The sequence below is a fragment of the Stutzerimonas xanthomarina DSM 18231 genome (assembly GCF_900129835.1).
GTDB lineage: Bacteria > Pseudomonadota > Gammaproteobacteria > Pseudomonadales > Pseudomonadaceae > Stutzerimonas > Stutzerimonas xanthomarina.
In genome coordinates this window covers 646,673-671,932 of the sequence record NZ_FQXA01000002.1, presented here as the reverse complement: position 1 = coordinate 671,932, position 25,260 = coordinate 646,673, and the positions used below count along the sequence as shown (strand labels likewise).

General features: G+C 60.6%; 21 protein-coding genes. 8 read left to right on the top strand and 13 right to left on the bottom strand.

Annotated elements, in window-relative coordinates; all coding sequences use genetic code 11:
* Window positions 1-11 precede the first annotated feature (11 nt).
* Window positions 12-1,070 (top strand): AI-2E family transporter, encoded by a 1,059-nt coding sequence (locus BUE09_RS07370; protein WP_073300074.1) that lies wholly within the window; start codon window positions 12-14, stop codon window positions 1,068-1,070.
* Between the two features lie 29 nt (window positions 1,071-1,099).
* Here the strand turns inward: BUE09_RS07370 and BUE09_RS07365 are convergent, their stop codons facing one another.
* Complete coding sequence (locus BUE09_RS07365) at window positions 1,100-3,088, bottom strand: PhoX family protein (RefSeq protein ID WP_073300072.1); 1,989 nt, start codon at window positions 3,086-3,088, stop codon at window positions 1,100-1,102.
* A gap of 158 nt (window positions 3,089-3,246) precedes the next feature.
* On the opposite strand from BUE09_RS07365, the gene zapE reads away from it, so the two are divergent.
* The gene (zapE, locus tag BUE09_RS07360; RefSeq protein ID WP_073300071.1) at window positions 3,247-4,374 is read left to right on the top strand and encodes a cell division protein ZapE; all 1,128 of its coding nucleotides are present in this window, start codon (window positions 3,247-3,249) and stop codon (window positions 4,372-4,374) included.
* Between the two features lie 6 nt (window positions 4,375-4,380).
* On the opposite strand, the gene BUE09_RS07355 is transcribed toward zapE, so the two are convergent.
* Entirely contained in the window at window positions 4,381-4,659 is a 279-nt protein-coding gene (locus tag BUE09_RS07355; protein WP_073300069.1) for a peptidylprolyl isomerase, read from the bottom strand.
* A 242-nt stretch (window positions 4,660-4,901) separates the two neighbouring features.
* Between BUE09_RS07355 and BUE09_RS07350 the strand changes: the two genes are divergently transcribed.
* From BUE09_RS07350 to gntR, 4 genes are all read left to right on the top strand, one after another.
* The gene (locus BUE09_RS07350) at window positions 4,902-6,065 is read left to right on the top strand and encodes a gluconokinase, GntK/IdnK-type (RefSeq protein ID WP_073300330.1); all 1,164 of its coding nucleotides are present in this window, start codon (window positions 4,902-4,904) and stop codon (window positions 6,063-6,065) included.
* A gap of 43 nt (window positions 6,066-6,108) precedes the next feature.
* Complete coding sequence (locus BUE09_RS07345) at window positions 6,109-7,386, top strand: TRAP transporter large permease (RefSeq protein WP_073300068.1); 1,278 nt, start codon at window positions 6,109-6,111, stop codon at window positions 7,384-7,386.
* Between the two features lie 64 nt (window positions 7,387-7,450).
* Window positions 7,451-8,467, top strand: coding sequence for a TRAP transporter substrate-binding protein (locus BUE09_RS07340; RefSeq protein WP_073300066.1), 1,017 nt, complete (start codon window positions 7,451-7,453; stop codon window positions 8,465-8,467).
* A 114-nt stretch (window positions 8,468-8,581) separates the two neighbouring features.
* Window positions 8,582-9,601 (top strand): HTH-type transcriptional regulator GntR, encoded by a 1,020-nt coding sequence (gene gntR / locus BUE09_RS07335; RefSeq protein ID WP_073300064.1) that lies wholly within the window; start codon window positions 8,582-8,584, stop codon window positions 9,599-9,601.
* 55 nt (window positions 9,602-9,656) lie between these two features.
* On the opposite strand, the gene BUE09_RS07330 is transcribed toward gntR, so the two are convergent.
* Window positions 9,657-10,571 (bottom strand): LysR family transcriptional regulator, encoded by a 915-nt coding sequence (locus BUE09_RS07330; RefSeq protein ID WP_073300062.1) that lies wholly within the window; start codon window positions 10,569-10,571, stop codon window positions 9,657-9,659.
* Between the two features lie 147 nt (window positions 10,572-10,718).
* On the opposite strand from BUE09_RS07330, the gene BUE09_RS07325 reads away from it, so the two are divergent.
* Window positions 10,719-11,945 carry an acyl-CoA dehydrogenase gene (locus BUE09_RS07325; protein ID WP_073300060.1) on the top strand — a complete coding sequence of 409 codons (1,227 nt, stop codon included), beginning with the start codon at window positions 10,719-10,721 and terminating at the stop codon, window positions 11,943-11,945.
* A gap of 318 nt (window positions 11,946-12,263) precedes the next feature.
* Here the strand turns inward: BUE09_RS07325 and xylB are convergent, their stop codons facing one another.
* The 10 genes from xylB to xthA all read right to left on the bottom strand — a co-directional run bounded on the left by xylB (window position 12,264) and on the right by xthA (window position 24,362).
* Window positions 12,264-13,787 (bottom strand): xylulokinase, encoded by a 1,524-nt coding sequence (gene xylB, locus BUE09_RS07320; RefSeq protein ID WP_073300058.1) that lies wholly within the window; start codon window positions 13,785-13,787, stop codon window positions 12,264-12,266.
* Between the two features lie 11 nt (window positions 13,788-13,798).
* The gene (locus BUE09_RS07315; protein ID WP_073300055.1) at window positions 13,799-15,277 is read right to left on the bottom strand and encodes a mannitol dehydrogenase family protein; all 1,479 of its coding nucleotides are present in this window, start codon (window positions 15,275-15,277) and stop codon (window positions 13,799-13,801) included.
* A gap of 97 nt (window positions 15,278-15,374) precedes the next feature.
* Complete coding sequence (locus BUE09_RS07310; RefSeq protein WP_073300053.1) at window positions 15,375-16,478, bottom strand: ABC transporter ATP-binding protein; 1,104 nt, start codon at window positions 16,476-16,478, stop codon at window positions 15,375-15,377.
* 48 nt (window positions 16,479-16,526) lie between these two features.
* Window positions 16,527-17,360 (bottom strand): carbohydrate ABC transporter permease, encoded by an 834-nt coding sequence (locus BUE09_RS07305; protein ID WP_073300051.1) that lies wholly within the window; start codon window positions 17,358-17,360, stop codon window positions 16,527-16,529.
* A 10-nt stretch (window positions 17,361-17,370) separates the two neighbouring features.
* Entirely contained in the window at window positions 17,371-18,315 is a 945-nt protein-coding gene (locus BUE09_RS07300; RefSeq protein ID WP_073300049.1) for a carbohydrate ABC transporter permease, read from the bottom strand.
* 75 nt (window positions 18,316-18,390) lie between these two features.
* Window positions 18,391-19,701, bottom strand: coding sequence for an ABC transporter substrate-binding protein (locus BUE09_RS07295; RefSeq protein WP_073300328.1), 1,311 nt, complete (start codon window positions 19,699-19,701; stop codon window positions 18,391-18,393).
* Window positions 19,702-20,007: 306 nt separating this feature from the next.
* Window positions 20,008-20,913, bottom strand: coding sequence for an AraC family transcriptional regulator (locus tag BUE09_RS07290; RefSeq protein ID WP_073300047.1), 906 nt, complete (start codon window positions 20,911-20,913; stop codon window positions 20,008-20,010).
* 68 nt (window positions 20,914-20,981) lie between these two features.
* On the bottom strand, window positions 20,982-21,917 hold the full coding sequence (locus BUE09_RS07285) for a carbohydrate kinase family protein (protein ID WP_073300045.1): 936 nt from the start codon (window positions 21,915-21,917) through the stop codon (window positions 20,982-20,984).
* A 108-nt stretch (window positions 21,918-22,025) separates the two neighbouring features.
* Window positions 22,026-23,393: a substrate-binding domain-containing protein gene (locus BUE09_RS07280; protein WP_083380728.1), complete on the bottom strand. Its 1,368-nt coding sequence runs from the start codon at window positions 23,391-23,393 to the stop codon at window positions 22,026-22,028.
* Between the two features lie 156 nt (window positions 23,394-23,549).
* Window positions 23,550-24,362 carry an exodeoxyribonuclease III gene (gene xthA / locus BUE09_RS07275; RefSeq protein ID WP_073300043.1) on the bottom strand — a complete coding sequence of 271 codons (813 nt, stop codon included), beginning with the start codon at window positions 24,360-24,362 and terminating at the stop codon, window positions 23,550-23,552.
* Between the two features lie 149 nt (window positions 24,363-24,511).
* Between xthA and BUE09_RS07270 the strand changes: the two genes are divergently transcribed.
* Entirely contained in the window at window positions 24,512-25,150 is a 639-nt protein-coding gene (locus BUE09_RS07270; RefSeq protein ID WP_073300042.1) for a GNAT family N-acetyltransferase, read from the top strand.
* Window positions 25,151-25,260: the final 110 nt, after the last annotated feature.

The window sequence follows — 25,260 nt, the reverse complement described above, 5'->3', positions numbered from 1 at the left end:
AGGATGCACCCGTGACCACAACCCTTGAGCAGAAAGTCTTTCTCGCTCTGTTGCTGACCGTGAGCATTGCGTTCGGCTGGATACTTTTTCCCTTCTACGGGGCCGTGTTCTGGGCCGTCATTCTCGCCATCATCTTTTCGCCGCTGCAGCGTCGTCTGCAGCGGCGTATTGGTAACAGGCCAAACTTGACGGCGCTTATCACGCTGATGGTGTGCCTGATCGTGGCAGTACTTCCGGTGATCTTGATTACCGGTCTGCTGGTTCAGGAAGGCTCGTCACTCTATAAGCAGATAGAAAGTGGGGAGCTTGACGTCGGCCAGTTCGTCGTTGGTGCGAGGGAAATGCTGCCTGACTCGCTGCAACAGCAGCTGCAGCGCTTCGGCCTTGGCGATCTTGATCAGATGCGCGAGCGACTCGCGAGCGGCGCTTTGCAAGGCAGTCAGTTTCTTGCCACCAAAGCGTTCAGTTTTGGCCAGGGCACCTTTCAGTTTCTGGTCAGCTTTTTCGTGATGATCTACCTGCTGTTCTTTCTTATTCGAGACGGACGCGAGCTGGTTGCGAAAATCCGTCGCGCGCTGCCCCTGACCGATAACCAGAAGCGCAGGCTGTTCAGCAAGTTCACCCGCGTGGTGAGGGCTACGGTCAAAGGCAACATCGTGGTGGCGATTACCCAGGGATTTCTCGGCGGGGTGATCTTTGCAATCCTGGGGATCCCCGGCTCGCTACTCTGGGGCGTGCTGATGGCGTTTCTGTCCTTGCTGCCCGCAATTGGTGCCGGGCTGATCTGGACACCGGTCGCCATCTACTTTCTGCTCCAGGGCATGATTGTCCAGGGCGTGATCCTGACGCTCTACGGCATTCTGGTGATTGGCCTGGTGGACAATCTCCTGCGGCCGATTCTGGTAGGTAAGGACACCAAGATGCCTGACTATCTGGTGCTGATTTCGACGCTGGGTGGGCTCGCGCTGTTTGGCTTGAACGGCTTCGTAATAGGGCCGCTGATTGCTGCCTTGTTCATGTCGTCTTGGGCCTTGTTCATCTCCCCCGACACCAAACCTTCATCTCAGTAGGCGTCCGGGCGAGCCGGACGCCGTTTGGGCTAGAGAATACGCTTGCCGTCATCACGCGTGATGATCACCGTCGCCGAGCGTGGCCTGCGACCCGGGCCGTCGGGCCAGGTGCTGGTGTACTCAGTCGGCGTGGACCCTTCCCCTGGGTGCTGGATATTCACGAACAGCGTGCGGAAGTCGGGAGTCGCCGTAATACCGGTCACTTCGGCTCCCTTGGGTCCGACCAGGAAACGCTTGGTTTCACCGCTCTTCGGGTCCGACACCAGCATCTGATTGTTGCCGAACGGCCCACTTCTGAGCTGGCTTCCGCTCATGTCGGTCTGGATCCAGAGTCGTCCTTCCTCGTCGAACCAGAGTCCGTCGGGGCTCGCCATGATGTTTTCGTCGGTCAGCGGCCGACCGCGTGGGTCTCGGCTATCGCTCTGCGGCCCGGCGAGCAGATACAGGTCCCACTGAAACCGAGTGCCAACCTGATTCTTGCCTTCCTCACGCCAACGGATGATGTGTCCGGTGGGGTTTGGCGCGCGAGGGTTGGCTGCGTCGGCTTCTTGCCGTGAGCTGTTGTTGGTGAGCGTGAAATACACCTCGCCGGTGTCGGGATGGACGGCGCCCCATTCAGGGCGGTCCATTTTGGTCGCGCCAACGACGTCCGCTGCCAGACGCGTGTTGATCAGTACTTCGCCCTGATCGGCAAAGCTGACGTTTGCTGCAGCGCATGCCTGCTGGAAGGCCGCGTCTTCGATATCCAGCGCCAGCCAGTCGCCACTGCCGTCCGGGTTGAAACGCGCAACGTACAGGGTGCCATCATCGAGTAGCCGACCATCGCTGCGCTGTGGGCGGTACTTGTCGCGGCTGATGTATTTGTAGATGTACTCGTTCTGCGAATCGTCGCCGGAGTAGCAGACGAGCGGCCAGCCCGGTTTGGTCGGCGCAAATACCAGGCCTTCGTGGCCAAAGCGGCCCAGGGCCGTGTGCTTGACCGGAGTGGAGTCCGGGTCGAAGGGGTCGATTTCGACAATCCAGCCAAACGTATTCGGTTCGTTACGATAGTCGGCTCGCGCGTCTGCGGCTGTCGCGGTCGCATCGAAACGCTCGAATTCGTCGCCGCGAACGGTCTCCCAGCCGTAACGCCCGCTTGAACGAAGGCCGTAGCGCTCCAGATGGCGAGGCAATTCAGCGTCGTCCGCAGCGAAATAGCCCGCCCAGTTTTCTTCGCATGTCAGGTAGGTGCCCCATGGCGTGTAGCCATTCGAGCAGTTGTTCAGCGTACCGCGGGTCGACGTACCGCTCGGGCTGTAGCGAGTTTGCATCAGCTCATGGCCACGAGCCGGACCTTCGATATGCATCGGTGTCGCGCCGGTTATGCGGCGGTTGCGAGCGGATGGCAATACCGACCAGTCTCCCTGAGGACCACGGCGTACCTCAACGACCGAAACACCGTGCGCGTTGATCTCCTTGCGCACTTCATCGGCATCCACGCGTTTGCCATTGACCACCGTTGGGCCGCTGGGATGCAGCAGCGGGGCATCAATGTACTCGTGATTCAGTACGAGCAGACCGTGGTCGCTTTTGCGGCCCTTGAACCGCGCGTCCATTGGGAAGAAGTGCATGCCATCGTGGTGCATGCCGGTCTGCTGAGCCTGGTCTTCCGCACTGTTGCTGGCGTCTTCCAGAAAGGCGGGGTAGCTACCGCAGATCGGCGTGCCCCACGGAATGAACGTCTTGGCGGAAAAACCAGCGGGCACGGTGATGGTGTCGGCGCGGGTTACCGGCACTGCAGCAAAGGGGAGGCGATTACGAAGCTGAAAGGGCTGACCACTGCCGATCTTGGCCGGCTCGGCTGCTCCTGCTATCGAAGGCAGGCCGCCGAGAAAGGCAAGCGCACCGAAGGCTGCTCCGCTCGCCACGACCTTGCGACGGCCTTGGTTGATAACGTCCTGGATGTGAGGGTTGGCGGAATGGTTACTTGGCAGTTCATCGCCGTTGCCGAACAGTATGTTTTGACTATCGTCAGTCACGGTGCAGCTCCATAGGTAATCGACGGGACTGTGACGTTATGTGTGGCGTGCGACAGCTTTATGACACCGCTTCGGCGGTAGACGAGCGGCTCGCTCGTTCTACCCATCGGACCTGTCTGCGCTACCATCGCGGCCCTTGTTCAGATCGGTCGGCCACGATGGAATCCAGCACTCCGCTTGCCCTGTATAAGCAAGCTATCGCTCGTGACGGTTACGTCAGTGACGCAGCTCAGCTGCGCGCGGTCGAGCGGCTGCAGTGCTGCCATGACGCGTTGCATGGAGATGCCGCCGGCGAATCGCCAAGCGGCGTTTACTTATGGGGCCCGGTCGGGCGCGGCAAGACCTGGCTGATGGACATGTTCCATCGCAGCCTCAAGGTCCCGGCGAGGCGCCAGCATTTTCACCACTTCATGCGCTGGGTGCACATTCGTCTGTTCCAGCTCAACGGCACGTCAGATCCGCTACAGGCGTTAGCGAGGGAGCTCAGCGAGGACGTGCGGGTGCTGTGTTTCGACGAGCTGTTCGTCGCGGATATCGGCGATGCGATTATCTTGGGCCGTCTGTTTCAGGTCATGTTCGAGCAGGGCGTGGTCATCGTTGCGACGTCCAACCAGCCACCTCATCAGCTCTATTCTGACGGTTTCAACCGAGAGCGCTTCCTGCCTGCCATCGATGCGATTGAGCGCCACATGCATGTAGTGAACGTGGACGGTGGTGCTGATCATCGCTTGCGTCCAGGCGCGGGCGAGCAGCGTTATTGGGTCCGTGATCCCCACGAAGACGGGGTGCTACGTTCGGTCTTCGACAGGTTGAACGGCGGGGTGACCACTACGACCGAGCCGGTTCTCGTCGGACGCCGGCCGCTTCAAGTTGTCTGCAGTAGCAACTCCGTACTTTGGTGTCGCTTTGCAGACCTGTGCGCACAGCCATTCTCGGCGCTGGATTTCATCGAGCTATGCGATCGCTACCAGGCGATCCTGATTGGCGACGTGCCGCGGTTGGGCAGCGAACAGCGGGAAGGACGCATCGCTCGTGGAACCGAGGATGGTGCGGCGCGGGTGGAGGCGGGGGATCGTGAGCTACCTAAGTTGGCTGCTCACGATGATAGTGTCAGGCGATTCATCGCTCTGGTGGATGAGTGCTATGACCGGGGCGTGCCGCTGTATCTCGAAGCCCGGGTTGCCATGGATGAGCTCTATACCCAGGGTTATCTGTCCTTCGCGTTTCGCCGAACACTGAGTCGGTTGCGCGAGATGCAGCTACAGCGTTTCGGTAAGGGCGACTGAGATGCCTCAATCGCGGTAGAACACCTGCACCAGGTGATAGCCGAACTGGCTTTTGATCGGGCCATGCACTTCGCGTAGCGGTTTCTTGAATATCACCTGATCGATACTGCGCACCATTTGCCCGGGGCGCACCTCTCCCAGATCGCCACCTTTCTTGCCCGACGGGCAGATCGAGTATTTCCTTGCCAACACGTCGAAGGCTTCGCCGTTGGCAATGCGCTTTTTCAGCTGCGCGGCTTCGGCTTCGGTCTTCACCAGGATGTGGCGGGCCATGGCTTTGGGCATTGCGGGTCTCCTTGGATGCGGCGGCGATTGTAGTCAGACAGTTCTGCAAACCGAAGCGGAAAAACAGCGAAGTCGACCGTTCGGCTGCAAGCAAAGCCGACGAACGGTAGTTATAGTTGGTCGTATGTTAGCGCTACCATCCGGTCCACAAACATAATGTGGCACAACGATGCCGCCGGAGACCGACAGTGGATTACCACTCCCACAGCGAATTTCCCGCAAATCGCCGCGCATTGGTGGTCATGGGCGTCAGTGGTTCGGGCAAGACCGAAACCAGCCATGCCGTAGCCGATGCGCTGGGCTTTCGACACATCGAAGCCGATCATTTCCACCCTGAAGAAAATGTTGCGCGCATGCGTGCCGGCACGCCGTTATCGGATGCCGACCGCGTCGAGTGGCTGCAGAAACTCGTCGTTGAAATGCAGCGCGCTATCGATGAAGACGTCAGCTTCGTTCTCGCCTGTTCTGCCCTGAAGCGCCGTTACCGCGAGCTGCTACGCGATGCCGTGCCTGGTTTGTGCTTTGCGCATCTTTCCATTGATTACGACACGGCGATCCAGCGCGTTGGCGGGCGGGCCGGTCATTTCATGCCGATTTCGCTGGTGGACAGCCAGTTCGCAACGCTCGAATCGCCGGCAGGCGAGCCACATGTACTGGTGGTTGACGCCAGCCAGCCGCGCGAGCAGGTGCTGGATGAGATCGTCACCTGGATGAATCAGGATGGCGGTCTGGCGATCAACGCCAAGGAGGACCTTTCCGCGGCGCCGCTTGATAGCGCTAACAAGGGCGGCGGCCAGCGCGACGGCAAGCCCGGCGTTCAGCGCGCTACCCAGGCCGACACTGCGGCAGGCGTCGAGCACGTCGAGCTGACGGGCGCCGAGCTGACCACCCAGCCGATCTATGGCGGTAAGTTCGCCCAGGGCTTCGACCGGATTACCGATTGGCTGATGGCAGCGCTGCTGGCCTCCATGGTCATCGTGGTGTTCAGCAGCGTGGTCCTGCGTTATGCGTTCGGTACGGGTTGGACCGGCGCAGAAGAGCTTTCGAGGCTGGCCTTCGTCTGGCTGGTGTTCGTTGGTGTGGCTTCGAGCATGCGCCGAGGCGAGCTGATGGCGTTCAGCATGATCCGCGACCGCTTTCCGCGTCTGTTTCGTCGGCTGGTGGATTCGGTCAGTTGGATCATGGTCGCGGTAGCCAGTGCATTGGCCGCAATGGGCGGATGGAATCAGATGCAATTCGGCTGGACCATCAACAGCCCTGTGGTGGGTTATCCGCTGGCCGTGGCGATGGTTCCGGTCGCCGCCAGCATGGTTGCGCTTGCGGTTCTGGCGTTGATCCAGCTGGTCAATGTATGGCGTCGACATCCGCCGTTACCCATCGCCGAAGCCAACGTAACGGCCGATTGATTCCTGATAACAACAAGGGCATACGCCCACCCGAGGTCCGTACATGACTGTCGTCGTCTTCTTATCGTCATTGTTTGGCTTCATGGCCTTCGGTATGCCGATCGCCTTCGCGCTGATTCTCACTGGCGCGGTGCTGATGTGGTATCTCGATTTCTGGGATGTGCAACTGCTGGCGCAGAACCTTCAGGCCGGTGCCGACAGCTTTCCGTTGTTGGCGGTGCCGTTCTTCATCCTCGCCGGCGAGCTGATGAATGCCGGCGGCATCTCGCGCCGGATCATCAACATGGCGCAGGCTTATTTCGGCCATAAGCGTGGTGGCCTCGGCTACGTCGCGATTGCAGCGTCGGTCCTGCTGGCAAGCATGTCCGGCTCGGCGCTGGCCGACACCGCAGCACTCGCGACGCTACTGCTGCCAATGATGCGGGAGCGCGGCTATCCGCTGAGCTCGTCTTCCGGGTTGGTTGCGGCGGGTGGCATCATCGCGCCGATCATTCCACCTTCGATGCCATTCGTGATCTACGGAGTTGTCACCAACACCTCCATCAGCCAGCTGTTTCTCGCCGGCATGGTTCCGGGGCTGATCATGGGCGCCGGGCTGGTTGTGGCCTGGACGCTGATCGCCCGCAAGATCAAAGAGCCCCCCCAGGCGAAGGCCAGCGGCGCCGAACGCCGCAAGGCACTGGTCGATGGCGCGGCTGCGTTGATGCTGCCGGTGATTATTGTCGGCGGCTTGCGTTTCGGCCTGTTCACGCCGACCGAGGCGGCTGTGGTAGCGGCGGTCTATGCGCTGCTGGTGTCGACGCTGCTGTATCGCGAACTGAGCTGGGGCGGTGTCGTCGAGGTGCTGACCCGCGCCAGCCGCACCACGGCTTCGGTCATGTTCCTGTGCGCAGCGGCGATCGTCTCCGCCTACATGATCACCCTGGCTCAGCTGCCGGATGAAATCGCCTCGATGCTCGGCCCACTGGCTGAAGATCCCAAGCTGCTGATGGTCGCCATCATGGTGCTGATGATTGCCATCGGTATGGTGCTCGATCTGACTCCGACCATTCTGATCCTCGGGCCGGTACTGGCGCCAATTGCGGTGAAGGCCGGCATCGATCCGGTGTACTTCGGCGTGATGTTCGTGCTGATCGGCTCGATCGGTCTGATCACGCCGCCCGTCGGTACCGTACTCAACGTTGTCGGCGGGATAGGGCGGCTGCGCATGGAAACACTGGTGCGCGGTGTCGTCCCGTTCTTCGCCATCTATCTGGCCATCGTCATTCTGCTGATTGCAGTGCCGTCAATCATCACCGTGCCATTGGCGTGGTTGCGATGACCGACGCGAGGCTTGAGCTTCATCCCTTCATCCCTTCATCCACAACAACAAAAGGTAAGAGAGCATGAAAAGATTTCTCATCGCGGCGCTGGCCGCCACCACCCTTGGCAGCGCTATCACTGCAGTCACCGCTCAGGCGGCTGACGACATTCGGCCGCGAATGATTCGCTTCGGTTACGGACTCAACGAAGACAGCAACCAGGGGCGTGCCGCGAAGTTGCTGGCCGAGGAAATAAAAAAGGCGTCTGACGGCAAGCTCAAGGTTCGCACCTTTGGTTCTGCCAGCCTGGGTTCCGACGATCAGATGCAGAACGCACTGATGGGCGGCGCTCAGGAAATGATGGTCGGCTCGACCGCAACCCTGGTCGGCGTGGCTGAAGAGATGGCGGTCTGGGACACGCCGTTCCTGTTTGAAAGCGAAAAACAGGCAGACTACGTGCTGGATGGTCCGGTCGGCCAGAAGGTCATGGACGCGCTGGAGGAAAAGGGTCTCGTTGGCCTGGCGTATTGGGAGAACGGCTTCCGCAACCTGACCAACAACGTGCGCCCGGTCGAGAAGATGGAAGACTTCGACGGCATCAAACTGCGGGTCATGCCGAATCCAGTGTTTATCGATACCTTCAAGCAGATGGGCGCAAATGCCGTGCCGCTGCCGTTCTCCGAGCTGTTCACCGCACTGGAAACCAAGGCAGTCGACGGTCAGGAAAACCCCTATAACACCATCCTCTCGTCCAAGTTCTACGAGGTGCAGAAGTACCTGAGCGTGACCAACCACGTATACAGCCCATGGATCGTCACGGCCTCCAAGCGCTGGTGGGATGGCCTGTCGAAAACCGAGCAGGAAATCATCAGAAAGGCGGCGGAGACAGCGCGTGATGCCGAGCGTGAGGACACCCGCGCCGAAGCGCGCGAAGCCCTGGCCAAGATCAAGGAGCACGGCATGGAAGTGAACAAGGTCAGCCCTGAGGAAATCCAGCGCATGCGTGAGCAGGCCAAACCCGCCATCCAGACCGTGATCGATACGGTTGGCGAGCCGCTGTTCAACGAAGTGCAGGCAGCGATCGAGAAAGCGCCGAAGTAATCGGATGCGCCCCATTCATGTCACCGAGCGCTGACGCGTGTCAGCGCTTACGTGGCCTGCTTCGGGGCGTCTTCCCGTATAGAATCTCCGCCCCCTTCGCCGCTGGATCCCGCCATGAGCTCTCGCCGTCGCCGTTCGCTTGAGCGGGCCACGTTGTCCGATGTGGCTCGCAGTGCCGGTTGTTCACTGATGTCCGCCTCGCGTGCGCTGTCGCAACCCGAGCGGGTATCGGACGCCCTGCGCGAGCGGGTGATGGCGGCGGTCAAGGCCTTGGGTTACGTCCCGCATACGGCGGCGCGGAATCTGGCGAGCGCACGCTCGAACCTGATCGCAGTAATTATCCCCTCGTTATCGAACGCGGTGTTCGTCGACACCGTCGAAGCCATTCAGCGCGTGCTGATGCCGGCGGGCTACGAGCTGATGATCGGCGTCAGCCATTACCATCCCGAAGAGGACGAGCGCCTTTTGCGCGCCTACCTGGCGCATCAGCCGGCGGGACTGCTGGTCACCGGCTTCGAGCGCAGCGATGCCGCGCGCGAAGTGCTGGGCAGCTACACCAGTCCGATCGTGACGCTGATGGAGCTGAGCGATGCCGACGAGGAGTATTGCGTCGGTTTTTCCCAGTTGGAAGCCGGCGCGGCCATGACCCGCAAGCTACTCGAACGCGGCTACCGCAACATCGCGTTTGCGGCCGCGCAGCTCGATCCACGGACGCTGCAACGTGCTGAAGGTTATCGCCAGGTCATGCGCGGCGCCTCGCGATACGATGCTGCGCTTGAGTTGCTCACACCGCAGGTGTCATCCATCGGGCTGGGCGCTGAGTTGCTCGACCGGTTACTGGCGCAGCATCCAGAGATCGATGCGATCTTCTTCAACAACGACGACCTGGCGTTGGGTGCGCTATTTCGTGCTCGCCAGCTGAATTTGGCTGTGCCCGAACGGCTGGCGGTCGCCGGGTTCAACGACCTGCCAGCGGCCGCCTGGATGCACCCGGCACTGACCACTGTGCGCACCACCCGTGGTGAGATTGGCAAGCTGGCTGGACAGATGCTGCTGAGCCTGATGCGCGGCGAGTCGCCACCGCAACGGCGCATTGATGTGGGGTTTGAAGTGGTGATGCGCGAAAGCGCATGAGGTAAACCGGCACGCCTTGCACGTGCCGGTTGTTTTCGGATTTTCCACTGGATAATCAGTCGACCTGCTGCGCCGCCGTTACCTGCTGAGCGATTTCGATCATCTGTTCACGCATCCAGCGGTTGGCCGGGTCCTGATCGGTGCTCTCATGCCAGTAGATGTGCGTCTCCAGTGGTGGGATATCCACCGGCAAGGGCACCTGATGCAAATCATGACGACGGGCGAAACGCTCGGGAACGGTGACGGCCATGTCGGTTTGCTGAATCACCTGAGTGGCCATCATGTAGTGCTGCGAGCGTAAGGCGATCTTGCGCTGTTGGCCCATCTTGCCGAGCGCCAGGTCGACCATGCCCAGCCCGCTGCGCCGGCTGGAAATATGGATATGCGAAAGCGACAGGTATTCCTCGACGCTCAGCTTGTCCTTGGCCAGCGGATGCCCACGGCGCATGGCGCAGACGTAGCGATCTTCCAGCAGTTTGACGTGGCGCACCTGCGGATCGGTGTTCAGCGGTGCGTCCATGGCGAAATCCAGGCGTCCGGCCGCCAATTCCTTGGTCGTTTCGCGGCGCTTGGCGAGCATGCTTTCGATCTTCACGTTCGGCGCCAGTCGACGCAGGCGCTGGAACAGCGGCGGCAGCACCACGGCCTCGGTCAGGTCGGTCATGCTGATGCGAAAGGTCTTGTTTGCCTGCAGCGGATTGAAGGTGCGGCTTTCCTGCACCGAGACGCGCAACAATTGCAGCGCATTGCGCACAGGGCCGATGATGTTCTGCGCCATCGGCGTCGGCACCATGCCCTGTGCGGTTCGCACGAACAGCGGATCGTTGAAGGTTTCCCGCAGGCGTGCCAGGGCGTTGGAAACGGCTGGCTGGGTAATGCCGACGATCTGCCCGGCGCGGGTGAGGTTCGCCTCGGTATATATGGCGTCGAAGACAATGAATAGATTCAGATCGACCTTGTTCAGGTTCATTGTTGTGCTCTCTGGGCGTGTATCGGAATTCGCCGATCATATATCGGTGATGAATGTTTATACACGAGGAAAATAGCTTAGATAAATCAACAGGGGTCCTCTAGCATTCAAAATTACAAAACATTACCTGCCAGAAGGTCATCGCCCATGGATTTCGCCTACTCCCCGAAGGTTCAAGAGCTGAGAGAGCGCGTGCAAGCGTTCATGGATGCTCACGTCTATCCCGCCGAAAAGGTCTTTTACCAGCAGGTCGCAGAGGGTGACCGCTGGCAGCCGACCGCTATCGTCGAGGAGCTCAAGGCCAAGGCAAAAGCCGAGGGACTGTGGAACCTGTTTCTACCGGATTCCGAGCTGGGCGCTGGCCTGACCAACACCGAATACGCACCGCTGGCTGAAATCATGGGCAGCTCGGGGCTTGGCCCGGAGGCGTTCAACTGCTCGGCGCCGGACACCGGCAACATGGAAGTGCTGGTTCGCTACGGTAGCGAAACGCACAAGAAGCAGTGGTTGGAGCCGTTGCTGCGCGGCGAGATCCGTTCCGCCTTCGGCATGACCGAACCTGGCGTGGCTTCGTCCGACGCCACCAACATGGAAGCCCGGGCTGTGCGGGAGGGTGACGAATGGGTCATCAATGGTCGCAAGTGGTGGACCTCCGGCGCCTGCGATCCGCGCTGCAAGGTGATGATCTTCATGGGCCTCACCAACCCCGATGCGCCACGCCACCAACAGCATTCGATGATCCTCGTGCCGATGGATGCGCCGGGTCTTAAAGTCCTGCGTCCGCTGCCCGTGTTTGGCTATGACGATGCGCCGCACGGGCACGCCGAAGTTCTGCTTGAGAACGTTCGGGTCCCGTATGAGAACGTTCTGCTGGGTGAAGGCCGTGGCTTTGAAATCGCTCAGGGCCGCTTGGGCCCAGGCCGCATTCACCATTGCATGCGCTCCGTGGGTGTGGCCGAGCGCGCGCTGAAGCTGATGTGTGAGCGCTCCGTGAACCGCACAGCATTCGGCAAGCCGCTGGCGCGCCTGGGCGCCAACCTCGATCACATCGCTGAATGCCGGATCGAAATCAACATGGCGCGGCTGCTGACGCTTAATGCCGCGTACATGATGGATACCGTGGGCAACAAGATTGCAGCGAGTGAAATCGCGCAGATCAAGGTTGTGGCGCCAAACGTTGCGCTGAAGGTTATCGACCGCGCCATTCAGATCCACGGTGGTGCCGGTGTTTCCGAAGACTTCCCGCTGGCCCACTGGTGGGCCATGCAGCGCACGCTGCGCCTGGCGGACGGCCCAGACGAGGTGCACCGCGCGTCGATCGCCAAGCATGAGTTGGGCAAGTACTTCCCGCGGGAAATGCTGCGCAGCCGCTAAGCAGCGGTAGCTCCGGGCAAAAGGTAAAAGCAAAGCCACTCAAATGGCTTTGCTTTTTTTATGCACCGACAGTTGGGAATGAGCTGCGAGCTGGTGAAGGTGACTGCGCCAGTCCCCTTAAAGCCTCAGAGTAACCGTAGGGTGGGCTTCAGCCCACCAGCGAGGTGATTGGTGGGCTGAAGCCCACCCTACATACGGCGCGTTGCCTGTAGGTATGAGCGTGCTGCCGCAATCACGGAGAGCAAGCTGGGCCCTTATCACAAGTGATTCCGCGCCCTGGGCTTGCTCAACGCCCGGCTCGACAGCAGAGCCGGTTCATCACGGCGCGACTGTTGTCAGATCCGGCGGCGTGCGTTGACCGTAGGTGGTGCCGACCAGGTCCCGGTAGCGCCGGTAGGCCTGTTCATAGGCGTGAACGGCGTTGGGGGCAGGGTCGACCGCGGTTGTTTCGTCAAGACTGACGCAACGGTCGCAAAGCTCGATAAGGCTGGCTTGAGAATCGCTTTCTCTGGCGTGACACCACGCCGCCTGGATCGCACCCCCAAGCGCCGCAGCCTCGCTATGAGACGTGCAGACCACGGGCGTGGCCATCATGTCGGCGACGATTTGCCGCCACAGCGGATTGTTCGCACCGCCGCCGATCAGCTGTATCCGCTCGCTACGTATCCCACTCTCACGCAGCAAATCCAATCCGTAACGTAGGCCGAAGGTCACGCCCTCGACGACGGCGCGGCAGAGGTTGGCTCGGGTCAGGTTGTCGGCGGTCAGGCCGTGCAGGCTGGCCGTGGCCTGGGGCAGGGCGGGGACGCGTTCGCCATTCAGAAATGGCAGCATGGTTACGCCTTCGGCCCCGATCGGAGATTGCGCCACCAATGCATTGAACTGATCGAGATCGAGCTGTAGCAGATCGCGGATAGCACCGTTCGCATTGGTCAGGTTCATCGTGCAGATCAGCGGCAGCCAGCCGCCGCTGGATGAACAGAAGGTCGCGACTGAGGGCTGCGGGCTGATACGGGCTTCGTTAGCAAACGCATAGAGAGTTCCGGATGTCCCGAGGCTCATCGTGATCGCGCCGGGGGAAATATTGCCTGTGCCGATCGCGCCCATCATGTTGTCGCCGCCACCGCTCGCGACGAGTGCATGGGGATTCAGCCCTAACGTGGCGGCCAGTTCAGGACGGATCCGCCCGACCGGCTGATGAGGCTCGATCAGCTCGGGCAGCGCCGCTTCGAGCCGGCCCGTGGGATCGATATAGCGCAGTATGGCGTTGTCCCATTGGCGGGAGCGGACGTTGAAATAGCCCGTCCCTGCGGCATCGCCATACTCACTTGCACAGCGTCCGGTCAGCCAGTAGTTGAGGTAGTCATGGGGCAACAAGATGTGAGCGATGCGCTCGAAGCGCTCAGCATGCTGCTCCTTCATCCACAGCAGTTTTGACACCGTGTAGCCAGGGGCAATGACCACGCCGAGGCGTTGCAGCGAGCCCTGTTCGCCGCCCAACCAATCGAGCAGCCGTTGATTTTCAGCGGCGGATTCCGTGTCGCACCACAGTTTGGCCGGACGAAGCACCTGTCCTTTGTCGTCGAGTGTCACGAGGCCATGCTGTTGCCCTGAAACACCGATGCCCAGCACGCCGCTGCCATCGACACCGGCGGCATTCAGCGCGGCTGCAGTCGCGGCGACGAAAGCGGCGGTCCACTGCTCGGTATCCTGCTCGCGGCGTCCGTTTGGGCCGCTTATCAGCGTATGGCTCGCCGCACCCTGGCCCAGGACACGCCCGCTAGAGGCGTCGAGTAGCAATGCTTTGGTGCCCTGGGTGCCGCAATCGATACCAAGAAACATGACCGCCTCCGTTAGCGGGTCAGCAGGAGATCAAGCGTGCCGCTCACGCCCAGCGTCCGCAGCCGAAGGAGGTTGCGCTCGAACGCATCGCGGAATGCCGACGAGCGTGGGATGTGGGTGCCGAAGATTTCTTCACGACCTAGCAACCGCTCGGCGAGTCCTTCATCTTCCTCGACCAGAGATTGGCAGAACTCGGCGCGTGGGTCGGGAATGCTGTACCGGGTGCCGTTCTCGTCGATGCCTTTGAGATACATCGCCCAGGCAGCGACGACCAGTGCGGCTCGATCCAACTCGGCGTTGTCCGCGATGAGGCGGTTGATGGTTGGCACCGTGAACTTCGGGAATTTCGAGGAGCCATCGGAGCAAACGCGCTCCAGTTGATCGGCGATAGCGCAATTGGAGAAGCGGTCGATCAATGTCTGCTTGTAGAGCGTCAAGTCGATGCCGGGCACGGCGGCCAGCTGCGGCGTGACATCCTTATCCATGTACTGGCGGATGTACTCGACGAACAGCGGATCGGCCATGGTTTCGTGCACGAACCGATAGCCGCGCAGGAATCCCAGATAGGTCAGCGCGAGGTGGCTGCCGTTGAGGAGTTTGATCTTCATCTCCTCGTAGGGCGATACGTCATCGGTGAACTGCACGCCAACCTTCTCCCAGGCGGGGCGTCCCGCGACGAACTTGTCCTCCAGCACCCACTGCACGAAGGGTTCGCAAACCACGGGCCAAGCGTCATCCACGCCATGTTCCTGCTTGAGGGCCTTGCGGTGCGCGGCGCTGGTCATCGGTGTAATGCGGTCGACCATCGCGTTGGGGAAGCTGACGTTCTGGGCGATCCAGTTTGCCAGGTCCGCATCGACCAGATTGGCGAACGCCAGGGTTGCCGTGCGGGTAACGTCGCCGTTATGGGGCAAGTTATCGCAGGACATGATGGTGAATGGGCCGATACCTTCGCCGCGGCGCTTGGCAAGCGCCGCGCATAGCAGGCCGAACACGCTGATGGGAGCGCTTGGATTCTCCAGGTCATGCTGGATTTGCGGCAGCGCGGCGTTGAACTGGCCGGTGCTGTCATCCATGCAATAGCCGCCCTCGGTGATGGTCAGCGAGACAATGCGGATCGCCGGATCGGCCAGTCGGGCGACGACCGTTTCAGAACCGTCTTCACCAACCAGCATCATGTCCCGAATGCTGGCAAGAACGCGCACTTCGGTGTCCGGTCTATCGTCCAGTTCTATCAGCGTATACAGGTAGTCTTGGGAGGCGAGCGCGTCACGCATGGCCACTTCATCGGCGCGTGTGCCGACACCACAGATGCCCCAGTCGAGTCCCTCGCCGGTGTTCATCAGGGCATCGGTATACGCTGCTTGGTGAGCGCGATGAAATCCGCCAACCCCTATGTGCGCTATGCCCGCCGTAACCTCGTTTATCGCGTAGGCCGGGCGGGAAATGTGGGCCGGCAGTTGTGGCAGATTCTGTTGCTTCAACTTCATGTCAGGCCTCGCTGGGCTAAGTTTCGAAAAGCCGACGGCGTCATCGCCGCCATAGGTAGCAGCGATTCGCCGGGATTGAATCGGGACGGGTTACCCGTCAAGCGGCCTGTTGCAGAGATTGGCCGACGGCCAGCCCATCGCCGTCGAACAGGTGGCAATGCGCGGCGTCGAGAGTCAGCTTCAGTGATTCGCCATAACGAGGCGTGAAATCGCCGCGGATGCGCATGGTCAACGGCTCGTTCGCCTGAGTGATGACATGGCAGTAGGTGTCGCTGCCCAGTCGTTCGCTGACGTCGGCTTTGACCTCAAGCTGACAGTTGCCATCAGTGCTGCGGTTGAGATGCTCGGGGCGGATACCCAGGGTGACGACGTCGCCCACCGCGAGTGTTGGGCCGCTGCGCGGCAGGTACAGCCGGCAGCCTGCTTCCAGTTCGACCTCAACGCCGGCGGCTTCGGCTCGGCTGATACGGCCCTTCAAGAAACCCATCTTCGGCGTGCCGAGAAAGCCTGCAACGAACAGGTTGGCTGGGCGATGGTAGAGCTCCATGGGTGATCCGACCTGTTCGATGCGACCGCCGTTGAGCACAACGACCTTGTCGGCGAGGGTCATGGCTTCGACCTGGTCGTGGGTCACGTAGATCATCGTGGCTTGCAACTCCTGATGCAGACGTGACAGCTCCAGGCGCATCTGCACGCGCAGCGCGGCGTCGAGGTTCGACAGGGGTTCGTCGAAGAGGAATACCTTGGGGTTGCGCACGATGGCGCGTCCGATCGCGACACGCTGGCGCTGGCCGCCGGAGAGTTGGCGTGGTTTGCGCTCGAGCAGTGGCTCGAGTTCGAGCGTACGGGCGGCGGCTTCGATCTTGCGGGCGACGTCCTGCTTGTCGGCCCCGGCCAGGTCGAGGGCGAAGGACATGTTCTTGCGCACCGTCATGTGGGGGTAGAGCGCGTAGGTCTGGAACACCATGGCCAGGTCGCGCTTGGCGGGGCTGACATCGGTGATGTCGCGGCCGTCCAGTTCGATTCGGCCGCTGCTGACTTCCTCAAGGCCGGCGATCAGCCGGAGCAGGGTCGACTTGCCACAGCCGGACGGGCCGACGAATACCACGAACTCGCGATCGCGAATGTCCAGGTCGATGCCCTTGATGATGTCGTTGCCGTCGAAGCTTTTCTTCAAGTTGCGGACTTTAAGGTCTGCCATGTTCGAATCCTTTTATTCTTGTCGATCTTGTTAATACCGCGGCGACGGTTACTTCACGGCGCCGAACGACAGGCCACGGACCAGCTGCTTCTGGCTGATCCAGCCGAAGATCAGGATGGGTGCGCAGGCGAGGGTGGATACGGCCGAAAGCTTGGCCCAGAACAGCCCTTCAGGACTGGAGTACGAGGCGATCAGCGCGGTCAGCGGGGCGGCATTGGAGGACGTAAGGTTCAATGACCAGAACGCCTCGTTCCAGCACAGGATCAACGACAGCAGCATGGTCGAGGCGAGGCCGCCTTTGCTGATCGGAAGCAACACGCGAACCATCTCTTGCATCAGGGTGGCGCCGTCCATCCGGGCCGCTTCGAGGATGTCGCGGGGAATGTCCTTGAAGTAGGTGTAGATCATCCACACCAGGATCGGCAGGTTGATGAGGGTGTAGATGATGATCAGCACCGTGCGGCTGTCGAGCATGCCGAACTGCTTGGCCAGTAGGTAGATCGGCACCAGCACACCCACCGGCGGCAGCATTTTGGTGGAGAGCATCCAGAGCAGTGTGCCCTTGGTCCGCTTGGTCTCGTAGAACGCCATCGAATAGGCCGCCGGAATGGCGATCAGCATGCCCAGCGCGGTCGCGCCAAACGAGATGGTCACCGAGTTCCAGGCGTACTTGAAGTAGCCGCTGCGATCCTGGATCTGCAGGTAGTTCTCCAGCGTCGGCGTGAAGATGAACTGCGGCGGCGTGGCGAACGCGTCGATCTCGGTCTTCAGGCTGGTCATCAGCATCCAGAAGATCGGGAAGAACAGCAGCAGGGCCACGGCCCAGGCAAACAGCCCGACCACTAGCGTATTGAGGCGGCGACTTTGTTTGAGCGTCAGCATCGGTCTGTCCTCAGTATTTTTCGGTGAGATTCTTGCCGAGCATCCGCACCAGGATGATCGCCGCGATATTGGCGATGACCACCGCGATCAGGCCGCCGGCTGAGGCCATGCCGACGTCGAACTGCAGCAGCGCCTGGTTGTAGATCAGGTAGGCAAGGTTGGTCGATGCGTAGCCGGGACCACCGCTGGTGGTGGTGAAGATTTCGGCAAAGACCGAGAGGAGGAAGATGGTCTCGATCATCACCACCACGGCAATGGGACGTGCCAGGTGCGGCAAGGTCAGGTGCCAGAAGATCGCGATGGGGCCGGCGCCATCGAGGCGGGCGGCTTCCTTCTGCTCCTGATCGAGGGACTGCATGGCGGTCATCAGGATCAGGATCGCGAAGGGCAGCCATTGCCAGGACACGATGATGATGATCGAGAACAGCGGATGCTGCGCCAGCCAGTCCACTGGCTGTGCACCGAAGAACTTCCAGACAGCGGCAAGGATTCCCGAGACGGGGTGGTAGATCAGGTTCTTCCAGACCAGCGCGCTAACGGTCGGCATGATGAAAAACGGCGAGATCAGCATGACCCGAACGATGCCGCGCCCGGCGAAGTCCGCCGCCTCTAACAAAGCCGAGATCAAAACACCGAGCACGACGCTGATCAGCAGCACGCTGCCAACCAGCAGCAAGGTGTTGGTCATGCCCGGCATGAAGCCGGCGTCGGTCAGGAAGTAGTGGAAATTCTCCAATCCGACGAAATCATTCTCGCCGGGGTAGAGCAGGTTGTAGCGAATCACCGAAAAGTAGACGGTCATCGACAGCGGAACCAGCATCCACAGCAGCAACAGCGCAACGGAAGGGCTGACGAGGAACCAGCTGGGACCGAACCGGCGGGGCTTGCGCTCGCTCGGCTCGCTTGCCGCATCGGTAATGGGCGCCTTGGGCAAGGCTGTGGTCGTAGTTGCCATGGGCGTGCTCCGACAGAAAGAAGGCCATAAGGGCTCGGGCGAGCCCTGTCCGGTGGGGGGGGGGCCTGGTGCGACCTACTTGGGGTAGCCGGCGCGCTTCATTTCACGCGTGGTTGTTTGCTGCACAGCCGTGAGCATCTGCTCGACCGGCATCTGCCCGGTGAGCGCGGCGGAGAACATCTTGCCGACCTGAGTACCGATGGCCTGGAACTCCGGAATAGTCACCAGCTGGATGCCGACATAGGGCACTGGTTTGGCGGACGGCGAGGCGGGATCAGCCTGTTTCAGCGACTCGAGGGTGATCTTCGCGAACGGCGCGGCGGCCATGTATTCATCGCTGTAAGTGGACTCGCGAGTACCCGGCGGTACGTTGGTCACGCCATCGGTCTCTGCAACCAGTTCGGCGTAATCCTGAGAGGTCGCCCAGGCCGCGAAGGTTTTGGCTGCTTCCTGCTTCTTGGAGCTGGCCGGGATGGCAAGGGCCCAGGAGTAGAGCCAAGCGGAGCCTTTGTCAGTGGTTTGCTGCGGGGAAAAGGTGAAGCCGACTTTGTCTGCGACTTTGCTCTGGGAGGTATCAGTGACGAAGGAGCCCGCCACGGTGGCATCGACCCACATGGCGCACTTACCGCTATTGAACAACGCCAGGTTTTCGTTGAAGCCGTTGCTGGACGCGCCTGGCGGGCCGTACTTGCCCAGCAGGTCCACGTAGAAATTGGCGGCTTTAGTCCACTCCGGTCCGTTGAATTCCGGCTGCCATTTTTCATCGAACCAGCGCGCACCGAACGAGTTGGCAACGGTGGTGACCAGCGCCATGTTTTCGCCCCAACCGGCCTTGCCGCGCAGGCACATGCCGTACTGCTCTTCACCTGGTTTGTGCAGCTTTTCGGCGAACTCGGCCATTTGGGTCCAGGTCGGGTGCTCTGGCATGTCCAGCCCGGCCTGTTCGAACAGGTCGGTGCGGTAGTAGGTCATCGAGCTTTCTGCATAGAACGGCAGCGCATACAAGGTGCCATCGACCGACAAGCCTTCACGCACCGAGGGGAAGACGTCATCAAGGTTGTAGTCATCAGGCAAATTGGTCATGGGGGCGAGCCAGCCTTTATCGCCCCAGAGTGACGCTTCGTACATGCCGATGGTGAGTACGTCGAATTGACCGCCTTGGGTGGCGATGTCGGTGGTCAGGCGCTGGCGCAGGACGTTCTCTTCGAGTACGACCCAGTTGAGGTCCACGTCAGGATGCTGTTCTTCAAAGGTCTTCGAAAGGCGCTGCATGCGGATCATGTCAGCGTTGTTGACGGTGGCAACCGTAATGGTTTCGGCGGCAGCATGCGTCACACCGATCATCGCAATACAGGTGGAACCGAGCAGCAAATGGGTCAATTTCATCTGGAACTCCTCTTCCGCGGCCAGGGGGCGGAAGTGCTTATTGTTTTTGTTGTTGCTCGCGTACTGCGGTACGAGCGGTTCGCGAGCATTACAACGCCCGGGGCGTCGGGTCACAAAGCCCTGACAGCACATTGTCTGGTACTTTTTTGCACTCCTTGGGGATGGGTTAAAAGAGCGGGGTAGAGCACATCGAAGCGCAACAAAGCGCCGTGTCTACAGGCTAGAGCTGCGGTCTGAAACCAATAGGCGTGAGCAAAGAGTGGCACGGCGGACGTCATTTGATGCAGCGGGATGCGAGGATGCGTATCAGCTTGCGAGGTTCTGCTCGGTCAGCCGTTGCTCGACCAGGCGGCGATAGCAGGAAGGTGTCATGCCCTTGAGCTGCTGGAAGCGGCGATTGAAATTGGACAGATTGTTGAAGCCCGACTCGAAACACACATCGGTGACAGACTTTTCGGTGTCCAGCAGCAATTCGCAGGATTTGCTGATGCGCAGGCTGTTGACGAATTCGACGTAGCACCGGCCGGTGGCACGTTTGAAAAAGCGCGAAAAGTAGGTCGGTTTCATGCCCAGGTGGCAGGCGACCTCTTCGAGCGGCAACTCACGCATGTAATTGTCGAAGATGTAGTTGACCGCCATGTTGGTGCGGTCTGCGTGATGCTCATCGCCGAGCTGTGCCGAGGTGGCCCCGGAAAGCAGCTGGTAGTCGTCACAACTGGCGAGCAGTTCAAGCATGATCAGGAAATAACCGAGTCGGGTTGCGCCACGGCTGTCCGCGACGCGGTGCATCAGCCGACTGGCTTCGGAAATGGTGCGCGGGCAACGGAACTCGATGCCGTAACGCGAACGCTCAAGCATTGGAGTGAGGCTACGCAGTTCGGAGAACACGCTATTGCCTGCTTCGAACAGCTCATCGGTGAAATTCACCAGCATGTCGCGCTTGGCCACGACTTCGCCGTCATCGACCTGGCTGATCCAGTTGTGAGGCAGGTGTGGGCCTGTGAGAAACAGGCTCTCCGGCCCGAAGTTACCCACATAGTCACCGACGAAGACCTTGCCCGAGCTCGCGACGATCAGGTGCAGCTCGTACTCCTTGTGGTTGTGCCAGCGCACCAGCGGGCACGGAAAACCATGCTCCCGGTAAATCAGGGAGTTGCCGTGGTGATCGTCCATCAACTCGTAGGATGGGTCGGAGATCTTCAGCGCTTTCATGCCCGGTTCCGTCGTCCTTATTCTTGTCCCCTGGGGTTATAGACGCTCACAGCGCTGTGGCCAACCGATCAAGCGATTTCGTATCGATACGGCAGGTCTGGACCGCGACGGGAGCAGGTGATGGCCGCCGCTCGAACGGCGAATGAGAGCAGTGCTTGAAGCTGGTCGCGTTCGATCTGTGCCAGTGCTGCGGGCGAATCCAACCGATGGGCGTGCAAGTAACTGAGCAGCGCCGCCTGGAAGGTATCGCCAGCGCCTACGGTATCTCGGATATTCACTGCGACGGCGGCTTCGTAGAGTTCACCGTGGTGAGCACTGAACAGCTGAGCACCCTGGTCGCCGCGTGTCAGCAGGGCCAGCTCGCAACTCCCCTGCAGCCAGCGATGGGCAATGGCTTCCGGGGCTTCGCCGGGATACAGCAGAGCGAGATCCTCGTCGCTGACCTTGATGAGGTGCGCAAGCGCGGCGATTGCCTCGACACGCTCTCGCCAGCGGGCGAGGTCCGGTTCGACGTTGAGGCGGATGTTAGGATCCAGCGAGATCAGCCGGCGCCCGCTTTCGCGGCGAACCACCGAAAGCAGCGTGTCAGCGATCGGGGCGGTCACGATGGAATAGGAGCCGACGTGGATGCCGCGAACCTCATCGCCGAGCGGGGCGAGATGCTCGTCGCGTGGCAGCCGATCAGCACAGCCCTCGCCGCGAAAGCTGTAGATGGGCGAGCCGTTGGCACCCACCGCCACCATCGCCAGCGTAGTGGGGGCATCGAAGTCGATCAGATAGCGCGTATCGACCCGCTCATCCTCAAGCACCTGCCGCAGCTGCTGACCGAAGTGATCTTGCGACATGCCAGTGAACAGAGCGGCCGGCGTTCCCAGCCGGGATAGGCCGACCGCCACATTGAAAGGGGAGCCGCCAGCCACCGCCTCGAGGGTCAGGTGATTGCGTCGGGCTCCCGCTGGGGCTGCAAAAACATCGAACAAAGCCTCGCCACAAACCAGATACATGATTCATTTCCGCTGCTGGAAGTCGCCTGAGCTTAGTCGCGCCAGCCTCGAGGTGACAGTACGCAGCGAGCTAGCGACCGATACGATCCTGCACTGGTTCAATCTCGCTCAATACACCCATACCTCGACGCGCCGGTTCTTGATTCGGCCGCTCGGGGTGTTCGACGCTACTGGAAGTAAATCACCTAAGCCATTGATGTTCTTGGCGAGTATGCCGCCACGGGCAAGTTCTCTACGCACGGCCATGGCGCGAAGTTTGGACAGCAAAGCGGTACGCGCCGGGTCGCCGCGAGCGTCGCCGAATCCAACCAGGACTGCCGCGCTCATGGTCTTGTTCGTGCTTTGCAGATACTTGATCAGGCGCTCCACGTCACGTTGCGCCTTGTTGTCCAGACGCGCGCTGCCTTCGTCGAAGCGAAAGTTCACTGTCAAACGCTGCGCCTGTGTGGCGAGGCTCTGGTAAGCCTGCGGCATGTCGGGCGACGGGGAGAGGGTTATCGCGTTGATGGCTTGTCCGATGTAGCCAGACTTGGCAACGATGGCCTGGCCAGCCGCGCTGTGCACAAAGGCCAGAAAGGTTTGAGTCCACTGCGACTGCTGCGTCGGGTTCGCATAGAAAAACAGCCGCCGCGACAGCGGGTAATCTTCCGTCGCTACCAGCGCGGTGCTGGGCAACATAGGCTGCGAATCGCCGTCGGCTATCGCCAACGCGCGGGATTTGCCCACCGATGCGAGGCCAACAAAACCAATCGCGCCGGGACGGTTACTGACGATCTGCGAAAGCTGATCATTGGATTCGTAGCGGGTTGCATCCGCCGCCAGCGTCTTGTTCTGTACACCCAGGACCAGCTCCTTGAAGGTGTCGTAGGTGCCCGACTGATCATCCCGCGCATGCAGTTCCACCGGAACGTCTTTGCCGCCGAGCACTTTCCAGTTGCGGATTTCACCGGCAAACAGGCGTGCGACCTGTTCAACGCTAAGTGATGAGACGGGGTTGTCCGGGCTGACGATGATTGCCAGGCCGTCGATGGCGATCACCTGTTCGGCATCCGCGCTGCGCAGATCACCAAGGTTGGCCAAACTTGCGTACTCGCTGTCCTTGATAGGGCGCGATGCGGCGGCGAGATCAGAGGAGCCATCCTTGAGGCCGGCAAACCCGGTGCCGGTGCCGTGTGCTGCAACCCGTGCATGAAAGGTTCGGCCAGCGCTATCGACCGCGCTGATGCGCTGCTCGTTTTTCTTGCCAGCAGAGCTGATCCGGGAGCTGAGGCCCTGGGCTTCGAACATTCCGGCGATAAGCATCGGCGCGAGCTTGGCGCCAACAGTGTTGGACCCCTGAATCCGCAGAACCGGACCGTCAACCGGGAGGGCTTGCAATGGCGCGCTCATCACAAGCGGACTCATGCAAAGCAGCCCCGCAATGACCAGGCTGAGCGCCCGTTTCCCCGTGATGCGTGCGGATGCTAGGCGTGCCATGCAATGAGTCTCCCTTTCCAAAGAAGCGGGGAGATTAAGAAGGCTTGTTTACCGTTATATGACGCTAGGTTGGGGCCGGCTCAGGTTGAGCACTACTTCGCAAAATCGGCCGCGCGACTGCGCTGAGCGCGCGGCTCGTATCGCTGCGCTGAACAGTCAGGTCAGCTCGATCCAGACCGGGCAGTGGTCCGACGGCTTTTCCATGCTGCGAATGTCATAGTCGACACCGCAGTTGGTTACACGGTTGTGTAGCCCCGCTGTTGTAAGGATCAAATCGATGCGCAGGCCTCGACGTGGATCGTCTTCAAAACCGCGGCTGCGGTAGTCGAACCAGCTGAAGCGATCAACCACTTCGGGGTTGAGTGTGCGAAAGCTGTCCTGCAGACCCCAGTTCTTCAGTCGCGTCAGCCACTCGCGCTCCTCCGGCAGGAAGCTGCACTTGCCCGTACGCAGCCAGCGTTTGGCGTTGACCTCGCCAATGCCGATGTCGCAGTCCTCGGGCGAAATATTGAAATCCCCCATCACAGCTACGGATTGCTCCGGGGTAAAGCGTTCTTCCAGCAGCGCCTGGAGATCAGCATAGAACTTGGTCTTGGCAGGAAATTTGGTCGGGTGGATACGGCTCTCGCCCTGAGGAAAGTAACCGTTCATCACGGTAACCGGCTCGCCGTTGGCATCGGCAAAACGGCCCCAGATGAAGCGCTTCTGCGACTCCTCGCCATCACCTGGAAAGCCTTTGTGAATCTCCAATGGGGCTTGCCGTGACAGCAGTGCGACACCGTAATGACCTTTCTGGCCGTGAAAATGAACGTGATAGCCAAGGGCTTCGATTTCGGCTTGAGGAAACTGCTCGTCCGCAACTTTGGTTTCCTGCAGGCCGATCACGTCAGGCTGATGCTTGTCGATAATGGCAGAAAGTTGGTGAGGTCTGGCTCTTAAGCCGTTGATATTAAATGAGACAAGCTTCATCGAAGACGGCTCCGGCAAAAACCGGGATTCTACGGGCTATAGCGGCGCCGCGGCGAGTCGTAATCGTCAGCCCGGTTCCAGCTCGGCAGGACCCCGATGCGGCTGCTAACGTGAAATCAGCGACAGACCATAACAACAAGAGAACCGCCATGCCGATGACTGCAGACGTACGAATGCTCGACAGTGGTTACGCCAGAGAAATACGCTCGCTTCTGTACAACGCTTACCGACACGAACCGACCTTCGCTTATCTGTTCGAAGCCGACCGCCCGGGCTACGAGCAACGGGTCCGCGCAACCGTGCGCGAGCTCGTCAATCAACACTTGCTGCAGGAGCAACCGGCGTTGGGGTTGCTGCTTGACGATCGACTGATAGCGGTCGCGTTAATTGCGCCACCACAACGTCGGCTGGAGATCACCGAAAGTTGGGCCTGGCGATTGCGCATGCTGCTCACCGCGGGCTTTCGCTGTACCCGGCGCTACCTTGATTACCATGCTGCGGTACTGGGCTGCCTGCCGCCGGGGGCTTTTCATGTCTTGCCGTTGATGGCGGTCCATCCCAAGTGTCAGGGACAGCGCTATGGCGAACAGCTGCTTGAAGCGTTGCATAACTGGTGTGCCGCGGATGTCGCATCGGAGGGCCTGGTGATCGACACCGGAAACCCTCGCTACCTTCAGTTCTACGCGCGCCAGGGTTACGAAGACATCGGCCAGGTAGCCATCGGGCCGGTGATCGAGCATGTGTTCTTCCATCCGGCGCCGCGACAGGTCGAGGCGTCCAGTCGTTAGAACGAATGCGCAGGGGGGACAGTCGTATTGATGGTGTCCAAAGAAGTGTCCCCATGTATCTGTTTGACGCTGTATATGCCGTGCTACACGCATCGACACTTTGCCGAAGC